Annotated in this window: 10 protein-coding genes; 5 read left to right on the top strand and 5 right to left on the bottom strand. The window is 60.5% G+C overall.

Going from position 1 to position 9,163, the window contains the following annotated elements; translation table 11 throughout:
* On the top strand, positions 1–281 hold a 281-nt coding region (locus QZ638_RS20170; protein ID WP_295813689.1), incomplete at its 5' end, for a pseudouridine-5'-phosphate glycosidase.
* A gap of 86 nt (positions 282–367) precedes the next feature.
* Here QZ638_RS20170 and QZ638_RS20165 read toward each other — a convergent pair.
* From QZ638_RS20165 to QZ638_RS20155, 3 genes are all read right to left on the bottom strand, one after another.
* Positions 368–1,027: an OmpA family protein gene (locus tag QZ638_RS20165; protein WP_295813688.1), complete on the bottom strand. Its 660-nt coding sequence runs from the start codon at positions 1,025–1,027 to the stop codon at positions 368–370.
* 156 nt (positions 1,028–1,183) lie between these two features.
* The gene (locus QZ638_RS20160) at positions 1,184–2,260 is read right to left on the bottom strand and encodes a GGDEF domain-containing protein (protein ID WP_295813687.1); all 1,077 of its coding nucleotides are present in this window, start codon (positions 2,258–2,260) and stop codon (positions 1,184–1,186) included.
* Between the two features lie 125 nt (positions 2,261–2,385).
* Positions 2,386–3,216: an aldo/keto reductase gene (locus QZ638_RS20155; RefSeq protein WP_295813686.1), complete on the bottom strand. Its 831-nt coding sequence runs from the start codon at positions 3,214–3,216 to the stop codon at positions 2,386–2,388.
* Positions 3,217–3,300: 84 nt separating this feature from the next.
* Here QZ638_RS20155 and QZ638_RS20150 point away from each other — a divergent pair, with 84 nt between their 5' ends.
* On the top strand, positions 3,301–4,299 hold the full coding sequence (locus QZ638_RS20150; RefSeq protein WP_295813685.1) for a DUF1624 domain-containing protein: 999 nt from the start codon (positions 3,301–3,303) through the stop codon (positions 4,297–4,299).
* The gene (locus tag QZ638_RS20145) at positions 4,286–4,762 is read left to right on the top strand and encodes an isoprenylcysteine carboxylmethyltransferase family protein (RefSeq protein ID WP_295813684.1); all 477 of its coding nucleotides are present in this window, start codon (positions 4,286–4,288) and stop codon (positions 4,760–4,762) included. Before QZ638_RS20150 ends, QZ638_RS20145 begins: the two co-directional genes overlap by 14 nt.
* A 15-nt stretch (positions 4,763–4,777) precedes the next feature.
* Here QZ638_RS20145 and QZ638_RS20140 read toward each other — a convergent pair whose 3' ends face one another.
* A complete protein-coding gene (locus tag QZ638_RS20140) occupies positions 4,778–5,164 on the bottom strand; it encodes a MerR family DNA-binding transcriptional regulator (RefSeq protein ID WP_295813683.1) in 387 nt (128 codons plus the stop codon).
* Positions 5,165–5,577: 413 nt separating this feature from the next.
* Between QZ638_RS20140 and QZ638_RS20135 the strand changes: the two genes are divergently transcribed.
* Positions 5,578–6,759 carry an MFS transporter gene (locus QZ638_RS20135; protein WP_295813691.1) on the top strand — a complete coding sequence of 394 codons (1,182 nt, stop codon included), beginning with the start codon at positions 5,578–5,580 and terminating at the stop codon, positions 6,757–6,759.
* A 1-nt stretch (position 6,760) separates the two neighbouring features.
* Here the strand turns inward: QZ638_RS20135 and mgtE are convergent, their stop codons facing one another.
* Positions 6,761–8,122 (bottom strand): magnesium transporter, encoded by a 1,362-nt coding sequence (mgtE, locus tag QZ638_RS20130; protein WP_295813690.1) that lies wholly within the window; start codon positions 8,120–8,122, stop codon positions 6,761–6,763.
* 414 nt (positions 8,123–8,536) lie between these two features.
* On the opposite strand from mgtE, the gene QZ638_RS20125 reads away from it, so the two are divergent.
* Complete coding sequence (locus QZ638_RS20125; RefSeq protein WP_295813682.1) at positions 8,537–8,989, top strand: TspO/MBR family protein; 453 nt, start codon at positions 8,537–8,539, stop codon at positions 8,987–8,989.
* Positions 8,990–9,163: the final 174 nt, after the last annotated feature.

Below are 9,163 nucleotides of genomic sequence, written 5' to 3'. Positions count from 1 at the left end.
TCCAGGAAACGCGCAAGACGCTGGGCGTTGATGGCGGCATGCTGATCGCCAATCCGGTGCCCGCAGAGGATGAAATCCCCGCCGAAGAGATGGCCAGACATATTGCCACCGCACAGGAAGAGGCAAACGCCAAGGGTATTTCGGGCAAGGACGTCACGCCGTTTCTTCTGGGCCGGATTCTGGAACTGACGGAGGGCGCGAGCCTCGCCACCAATGTTGCGCTGGTAAAAAACAACGCCCGCCTGGCGGCGCGGATCGCGGCGGCCATGGCCGCCGGATAGGAAGCGGAGCGATCAAGGTCTGGAACGAAAAAGCCGCCGGAGCTCGCCGGCGGCTTTTATTTTGTCCTGTGACGGGATCTAAGAGATCACGCGCCTGTAAGCGGTGACAGGCGGATCTCCACGCGACGGTTCTGCGCGCGACCTTCCGGCGTCGCATTGGAAGCGATGGGCTGGTTTTCGCCTTCGCCGATGATCGCGAAGCGCTGGCTGTTCGCACCCTGGCCGATAAGATAGTTCGCCACGGCCCCGGCACGTCGCTGGGAAAGCTCTTGGTTGTAGTTCGCATCACCGGTGGAATCGGTATGACCGAACACGTCGACCAGCGTACGGTTGTATTCCTGAAGAACCAGCGCCACCGAATTGAGCGTCGAATAGAAAGCCGGCTGGATGGAAGCCGAATCCGTGGCGAAAGTGATGTTGGAGGGCATGTTGAGGATGATGTAATCGCCCTGGCGGGTAACGCTCACACCCGTGCCCTGCAACTGGCCGCGCAGTTGCGCTTCCTGCCGGTCCATATAGGAACCGACCGCGCCGCCGGCGAGCGCGCCGATGCCAGCGCCGATCAGCGCGTTGCGGCGGTCGTCTCCGCCTGCCAGAAGCCCAACGCCGGCACCCGCAAGCGCGCCGAGCGCAGCCCCGCCGGCCGTGTTGGAGATCTTCTGCTGACCGGTAAAGGGATCTGTGCTCGTCACACAGCCGGCAGCAAAACCTGCCACCAGCGCAACAGCGATGGATTTCTTCAACATGGTCCGTATCCTCACATTATCAAAATATTCGCGACATGAATCGCGCGCCAAATGCCCCTCGAGCCCCGTGTATCACAAATCGGGCAAAATTCGGCGCCGCTTTCGCCAAACTATAGGCAAATTTTAGGAAAATGCACCCGGACGGCAGGATCGTGGTCAGTCGCCGCGATAGAGCAGCCAGTTCTTTGTGAACTTGCCTTTGGGGATTCGCGAGAACAGCGTTGCCCGATTGCGACCGTCGACTTTGGAAGCGTAGAGCGCCTGATCCGCCTTCGCGTAAAGCTCCTCCGGGTCGACACTGTCCGCGGCCATGCAAACGCCCAAGGAAATGTGGATGGGGCCATAGCTGCGCGCGCTCGAACCGATGACGAACTCCGCTTTCTCGATCGCCAGCCGCGCCGCCTCGGCAACTTTCATCGTTGCGTCCTCAGACAACCCCTCGACGATAAGGGCAAACTCCTCGCCCCCCGTGCGCGCCACAAAACAATCGTCGGTGCACTGTGTCTTGAGAATTTGCGCCACGCTTTGCAGGATCTTGTCACCGACAGGATGCCCGTAATGATCGTTAAAGGCCTTGAAACCGTCGATATCGGCAAGAATCAGGGCGTGAAACATGACGGAGCGCTGATTGTCGAAAATTTCCGCCATGCGCTTGTCGAAGGCGCGGCGGTTCCATATCCGCGTGAGCGGATCGGTGTCGGCAAGGCGTTTGTACCGCTCGAGCTTGGAGCGCATCTCTTTGAGCTCGTTGGATTTTTCCTCCATTGCCTGCGTGATCTGGCGACCCTGTGCGATCGTCGTTTCCGTCGCAGCCGCCATAATGCCGACGATCTTGCGCATGATGTCGTGGGAGAGATCCCCGCGATTGTTCAGTCCGTTGGAGGTCTGGTCGAGAATAACGCCGAATTTCTCCAGCGAACTGCGCTCCCGACCGAGAAGAGAGAGAATTTCCTGAGCGCGCGATGCAATCTGCTCCTGCGCGTTCTCCACAATGGCCTGCCGGTTGTTCTGGGTAAAATATTTCACCGACAGTTTGTCGAGAGCTTCCTGGGTCGGACGGCCGTTCAGAGCCTCGAAGTCGCAGACGAGTTCCCGGTTCGAACCGGTGAAGACCTCATAGAAGATCTCGTAATTGCGTGGCAGACCCATAACTCCCATGCGGCGCATGGAATTCGCGATCGTGCTGGCAATATCCGCGAGCCCCTTTTCCGGAGCGCCTGACATCTGCAACATACGCTGTCCACCTTCCCCCAAAGGCACGGTTGCCCGACACCGCCCCACCGCGGAGCCATGACAACCGTGAGTAACCCTATTTCACATGAGCTAACGCGGGGTTAACCTGCAACCGCCATCCGCGTTCAGACGCGATCCCAGACTGGCGAGAAGTCGTAGTCGCAGATGCGAACACCCCTCTCCCGCAGAGCCGATATGGCCGCCATTTCCTCCGCATTGAGGGCAAAGTTGAAAATGTCGGCATTCTCAACCAGACGATCGGGATTGCTGGTGCGGGGGATGGCGACCACGCCGTCCTGCTGGATATGCCAGCGCAGGACAATTTGCGCTGGCGACTTTCCGTAGCGCCGGGCCGGCTCTGCGACTTCTGGTTGAGAGAAGAGATCGCCACCACGGGCCAGAGGGCAGTAAGAAACCATCGCCATCCCCGCCTGCCGGCACGCATCGTGTACGCGATCCTGATTGAGGAATGGATGATATTCAACCTGATTGGCCACAAGCGGCGCATCGGACAAACGCGACGCCTCCGCCAGGAATGCGGTGGGAAAATTCGACACACCGATGTGGCGGGCCAGTCCATTCTCGCGCATACGGTTCAGAGCGCGCACACTCTCTGTCAGCTCGACATTCGGGTTCGGCCAGTGGATCAAGAGGAGATCGATGTAATCAACACCGAGCCGTGCGCGGCTTTCCATCGCCGACCGTTCCAGATCGGCTCCGGCAATGTCGGTCCACCAGACTTTGGTGGTCAGGAATACGTCTTCGCGCTTCACATCCGATGCGCGAAGCCCCTTGCCGACAGCCTCCTCGTTGTCGTATGCGGCGGCCGTGTCCACATGACGGTAGCCGGCCTGCAGCGCCCGGACGACCAGATCGGTGCAGGTGTCCCCCTTCAATGTCCAGGTTCCCATTCCCAGAGCCGGAATGAACGCACCGTTCGCCTCAACCGTCTGCATGTCGAATCTCTCCGTCTTTCGGCCACTTTTCGCAGCGACTGATATAATCATATTGGGATGAGAACGATACCGGGACGACACGATATGCGGCATCGAGCGGCAGGAAAATCACGCATCGATGCCATAGACATCGCCCGCGGCGGCGCGCTCATCGCCATGGCGGTCTATCATTTCGGATGGGATCTCGAGTTTTTCGGCTACATGGATGCCGGGACGACCGTGACCGGCGGGTGGCGCCTGTTCGCGCGCAGCATCGCGACGTCTTTCCTGTTTCTGGTCGGCGTCAGCCTGTTTCTCGCCCATGAACCGCAGATCCGCTGGAACGGCTTTCTCAAGCGCCTGGCGATGATCGTCGCTGCCGCGGCGGCGATCTCGGCGGCCACCTGGTTCGCCTTTCCATCGGGGTTCATTTTCTTCGGCATCCTGCATCACATCGCCATGGCAAGCCTTCTCGGCCTTGCCTTTCTGCGTGCCCCCGCCTGGTTGCTCCTGGTGTTCGCCGTCGGCCTGACAGCGGCACCGCATTTCCTGAGCGCTCCCGTTTTCGACACGCCGGCGCTTTGGTGGGTGGGTCTTTCCACATTCCGTCCACCCTCCAACGACTATGTGCCGCTGGTGCCGTGGTTCGCTGCCGTTCTCGCCGGAATGGGCGCCGCGCGAATCGCGCGCGATACGGGTTTTCTTCAGTGGCTCGGGCTGATCAGGCCAGCGCGCTGGCATATACCCTTCACCTTTGCCGGCCGCCACAGCCTTGCGTTCTACCTCTTGCACCAACCAATTCTCATCGGCTGCGTCTGGGTTCTGGCACAGGTCTGGCCGCCCGCACAGGAACCGGTCGAGATGCGCTTCACCGGGGCATGTGCGAGCCAGTGCCAGGAAACCCGCGACGAAACATTCTGTGCCGCCTACTGCGCCTGCTTCACCGACACGCTGAAAGTGGAAAACCGTCTGGACGCCGTAATGTCGGACGCGCCGGGCAGCGAAACGCAAAGCCGCTTGAGCGAAATCGCCACCGAATGCACTATGCGTGCGGAAACGGGGCGCGATTTCACGCAAGGGGACAATTCGAATGAACGACCATGAGCGGCAACCGGCACGATTTCCCTGGCCACCCGTGCTCTATCTGGCGGCGATTGCCATCGCCGCGACGCTCGGTGTGTTCTACCCCTTGCCGTGGTTCGGACCGCCGCTTTCCGACATCCTGTTTGCGATCGGCTGGTTGCTGATCGCCGGTTTCGCGTTTCTCGACCTGCAAGCCATGCGCACACTCCACAGAGCAGGCACCGCAATCCTGCCCACGCGGACCGCAGACGTTTTGGTGACGAGCGGCCCTTTCGCCATCAGTCGCAATCCGATTTATCTGGGCAACTCAATGCTCTTGGCCGGCATTGCACTGGTTTCGGGAAATGCATGGTTTTTTGCCCTGTTGGCAATCGCCTGTTTCCTGACGCAGAAACTCGCCATCGAACCGGAAGAACGACATCTCGCGCTGCGTTTCGGCAAAAAATACCGCGACTATCAAAAACGGGTGCGGCGCTGGTTTTGAATGCCGCCTTGAAGGTCAGGTGGTGACGCCCAGTTCCGCAAGGCGCTCGACGCAGGCCTCTTCGGCGCGTGCCAATTCTTCAAGCGTGTCTTCAAGATCGCGTCGCTTCTGACGCAAATCCCGTTGCTTTTCCGAAATGCGCGCCAGCATGAGTTTAAGCTGGCCGATCTCACCGGGCGGAGCCTTGTAGACCTCGATGATTTCGCGGATTTCAGCAATCGAGAAACCGATGCTGCGACCGCGCAGAATCTGCCGGACCAGATGCCGGTCGGAGGGACGGTAAAGCCGCGTGCGGCCGCGGCGGACCGGCTTAATCAACCCTTCGTCCTCGTAGAAACGCAATGTCCGGGTGGAAATGCCGAACTCACGCGTCAGCTCGGTGATGGAGTAATAATCGCGCATGACGCCTTTGCCCTTTGATGACGGCTCCCCGATCGGCCGTTCCGGCCGATGCCCCGTTGGTTGATGCCGCGTTGTCCCTTGCCCGACCCTGAGACAAGTTTGCGACCTGCCCACCACGCCGCCTCGCCTGCAATTGAGAGCATTTGTTTAGCGAGGAAGAGCAAAGTGACACGGCTTTTACGTAAAAGTCAATTTTCGATCCGCCACCGGCAGGATTGCGATGGCCAGGCATGAAGGCATGCCTGGCCCTACGGAGACATGTGGCTTCACGTTATGAGAGAAAGCCATGCCGCGCGCCAAATCAGCAGGTGCGTGGTTCAAAACCTCGTGGACAAGGATCGACAGGCTTGCAAGCGCGCAATCCCACCAGCGCCGACGACAACGCGATCGACGGACCCTATGCGTGGTTCCGTATGACCATTGCGCTGCTTCTGGGCACATTCGGCACGGTGGGGCTCTGGGCATTTGTCGTGGTTTTGCCGCCCATTCAGGCGGAATTCGGCGTCGACCGCGCAGCCGCGTCGCTGCCCTATACGAGTTCGATGATCGGATTTGCGCTCGGCAATGTGCTGATCGGGCGCTTTGCCGACCGAATCGGCGTGGCATTGCCCGTTGCCATAGCCGGCGCGGCGCTGGGCGCCGGCTTTATCGCCTCAAGTTTCACCACCGCGCTGTGGCAGTTCGTCATCCTTCAGGGGCTGATCGGGCTCGGCGGATCGGCCTGTTTCGGCCCGCTTCTGGCCGATATCTCGCACTGGTTCGAGAAACGCCGGGGCATCGCGGTGGCGGCGGTCGCCTGCGGCAATTATCTCTCCGGGGTTCTGTGGCCCACCGTGATCAAGCTTGCGCTCGAACACACAAGCTGGCGTGTGACCTTTCTCGGAATCGGCATTTTCTGCATCGTCAGCATCGTGCCCCTGGCCATGCTGATGCGCGCAAGGCCCGAGATAAATCAGGCAGACGACATTGCGGCCGCGCATATGCGGCGCCCCGGCGGCAGAAAGCCGATAGATCTCTCTCCGCGTATGCTGCAAACGCTTCTGGTGCTTGCCGGGCTCGGCTGCTGCGTGGCTATGTCGATGCCGCAGGTGCACATCGTCGCCTACTGCATGGATCTGGGTTTCGACATCGCCCGCGGGGCGGAAATGCTATCGTTGATGCTGGGTGCGGGCATCGCCAGCCGGCTGGTTTCGGGTCTGCTGGCCGACCGAATCGGCGGCGTGCCGACATTGCTCCTCGGATCGATCCTGCAATGTCTCTCGCTGTTCCTCTACATACCTTTCAACGGGCTTGCATCGCTTTACATGGTGTCGTTCATCTTCGGGCTGTCTCAGGGCGGCATCGTGCCGAGCTACGCGATCATCGTGCGCGAATACCTGCCTGCACGCGAAGCCGGGCAGCGCATGGGGGTGGTGATCATGGCGACCATTATCGGCATGGCGCTGGGTGGCTGGATGTCCGGCTGGATCTACGACCTAACGGGCTCGTATCAGGCCGCCTTCCTCAACGGGATCGCGTGGAATCTCGGCAATATGGCAATAGCTTTTTTCATTCTTTATCGCGCTCGCCGGTCGACAACACCTCTGCCCGCCTGAACTAAATGCCGAACCACCAGGTGGCGAGACCGAGGAAAGCCAGAAACCCAACGACATCGGTCACAGCGGTGACGAACACGGCAGAAGCAACCGCCGGGTCGGCGCCGACCCGGTCGAGCAGGAGCGGAATGAGGATGCCACCGAGCGCGGCCACAAACATGTTGATGATCATGGCCGCGGCGATGATGCCGCCGAGATTGTAATCCTGGAACCAGGTGGCCGCGACCACGCCGATAAGCGTGGCGAACACGACGCCGTTCAACAGGCCGACACCCATTTCGCGGCGAATGATGCGGCCGGCATTGTAGATGTCGATGTCGCGTGTGGCGAGCGCGCGCACGGTAACCGTCATGGTTTGCGAGCCGGCATTGCCGCCCATGCCGGCGACAATCGGCATCAGGATGGCCAGGGCCACCACCTTCTCGATCGTGTCATCGAACAGGCCGATCACGGAAGCAGCGAGGAAAGCGGTGATCAGGTTGACCATAAGCCAGGGCACCCGCGACCGGGCGGCAGTCCAGACGCGGTCGGAGAGCTCTTCATCGCCGACGCCGCCCAGGCGCAAAAGATCCTCCTCCGCTTCCTGCTGGATGACGTCGACAACGTCGTCGATGGTGAGCACGCCGACGAGGCGCTCGTTCTCGTCGACCACGGCAGCCGACAGGAGGTCGTATTTTTCAAAGATCTGCGCCGCCTCTTCCTGGTCCATGGTGGCCGGAATGGCATGGCGCGTCTCGCGCATCACATCCTCGATCTTGGTGCCGCGCTTGGTGCGCAGGATACGGTCGAGATCGACCGCACCGACGAGCCGAAATGTGGGATCGATAACGAAAATCTGAGAGAAACTGTCGGGGAGGTTTTGTTCCTCGCGCATGTAGTCGATGGTCTGGCCAACGGTCCAGAACGGCGGAACCGCGACGAACTCCGTCTGCATCCGCCGTCCGGCCGTTTCCTCCGGATAGCCCAGGGATCGGCGCAGCCGCACACGCTCGGTGAAGGGAAGCTCGGCGAGGATCTCGTCCTGATCTTCCTGATCCAGATCCTCCAGAATATAGACGGCATCGTCCGAATCGAGCTGTTCGACGGCGCGCGCCACCTGCTGATTGGGCAGACTTTCGAGGATCTCCAGGCGGATCGCCTCATCCACCTCGGTGAGCGCGGTATAGTCGAAATCGTCGGCCATCAACACGACGAGCGCGAGGCGTTGGTCGGGAAGAAGCGCTTCGAGAAGATCGCCGATTTCGGACTGGTGGAGTGACCCCACCTCTTGCCTGAGCGTGATCGTGTCGCGGTCGGCTATGGCCGCGCCGATATGGGCGAGAAAGGGCGCCGAGACGACGCCATCCTCGTCATAGATGCCCATGCCTTCCGTGTCTTCGACCTCGGCGTTTTCGTCAAGTCCTTCCGGTTCGTTCAAACGGACCTCCCTGGCTGGGATCAAAGGTTCGGCGCACCGGCGCAGCCCTCACCCGCCAATACAGACACGGACCCGCCACCGCAACATGGACACGGTGCTTTCGGTGAGAGAAATTCAGCTTCGAATTCGACCCCGCCCGCATGGCAAACACGCCCGCCTGACAGATAATGCCGTCGAAATCGCAAGGTTCCTCATGGGGTCCTCATTGGGGCCTCATTGGGGCCTCATGGGATTCCCCAACGGGATGTGGCTTTTCGATACCGTTTTACGCGTCTTTCCTTGAAATCGCCTGCGGAACGGACATGTTTGAGCACGGAGGCACGCAGCCACCGCTCCAGGGTTCCAATACGGATCGAAACCATGCCCGTTCTACGCGTTCTGCCGGTCTTTTTGCTTCTCGTTGTCGGCGCCGGTCTCGCGATCGGATACATCACCGCTCCCGGCGCCTGGTATGCGGCGCTGGAAAAGCCGTCTTTCAACCCGCCCAACTGGGTCTTTGCACCGGTCTGGACAGGTTTGTACGTTCTCATCGCCATCGCAGGCGCGCGAACATGGCTGCGTGCGCGTACCGATACGGCAATGCGGCTCTGGTGGCTCCAGCTTATCCTGAATTTTGCCTGGTCACCGGCATTCTTCGCGCTTCACCAGATGGCACTGGCGTTGTTGATTATCCTGTTGCTCGCGGCAGCGATTGTCGCATTCATCGCGCTAAGCTGGCGCACGGACCGCGCTTCGGCACTGATGTTCATTCCCTACGCGGCATGGGTATTTTTTGCGGCCCTGCTCAACGGGGCAATCCTCTCGCTCAACTAGCCTCGCAGCCGGCCACCTGTCGAACCGGCTCATGGCACACTATATTACGGTCATGAACAGTTTTCTGAGAAACGGATATCGTGCCCTCGCCATGGCCATCGCGCTTGCGGCAGCCGTCGTCGCGGTGCCGCTCCCCGCGGAGGCTGGAGAACGGTCGACGAGCGATGCAGAACG

The organism is uncultured Nitratireductor sp. (genome assembly GCF_913053745.1).
Taxonomy (GTDB): domain Bacteria; phylum Pseudomonadota; class Alphaproteobacteria; order Rhizobiales; family Rhizobiaceae; genus Nitratireductor.
The sequence above is the reverse complement of the archived record's forward strand: the minus strand, read 5'-3'. Positions and strand labels throughout refer to the sequence as shown.

Bases quoted from the DNA above. Each gene is read 5' to 3' on its own strand.
- QZ638_RS20165 (WP_295813688.1), bottom strand. From the start codon at position 1,027: ATGTTGAAGAAATCCATCGCTGTTGCGCTGGTGGCAGGTTTTGCTGCC.
- QZ638_RS20150 (WP_295813685.1), top strand. From the start codon at position 3,301: ATGCGGCATCGAGCGGCAGGAAAATCACGCATCGATGCCATAGACATC.
- QZ638_RS20145 (WP_295813684.1), top strand. From the start codon at position 4,286: ATGAACGACCATGAGCGGCAACCGGCACGATTTCCCTGGCCACCCGTG.
- QZ638_RS20155 (WP_295813686.1), bottom strand. From the start codon at position 3,216: ATGCAGACGGTTGAGGCGAACGGTGCGTTCATTCCGGCTCTGGGAATG.
- QZ638_RS20125 (WP_295813682.1), top strand. From the start codon at position 8,537: ATGCCCGTTCTACGCGTTCTGCCGGTCTTTTTGCTTCTCGTTGTCGGC.
- mgtE (WP_295813690.1), bottom strand. From the start codon at position 8,122: ATGGGCATCTATGACGAGGATGGCGTCGTCTCGGCGCCCTTTCTCGCC.
- QZ638_RS20140 (WP_295813683.1), bottom strand. From the start codon at position 5,164: ATGCGCGATTATTACTCCATCACCGAGCTGACGCGTGAGTTCGGCATT.
- QZ638_RS20135 (WP_295813691.1), top strand. From the start codon at position 5,578: ATGACCATTGCGCTGCTTCTGGGCACATTCGGCACGGTGGGGCTCTGG.
- QZ638_RS20160 (WP_295813687.1), bottom strand. From the start codon at position 2,260: ATGTTGCAGATGTCAGGCGCTCCGGAAAAGGGGCTCGCGGATATTGCC.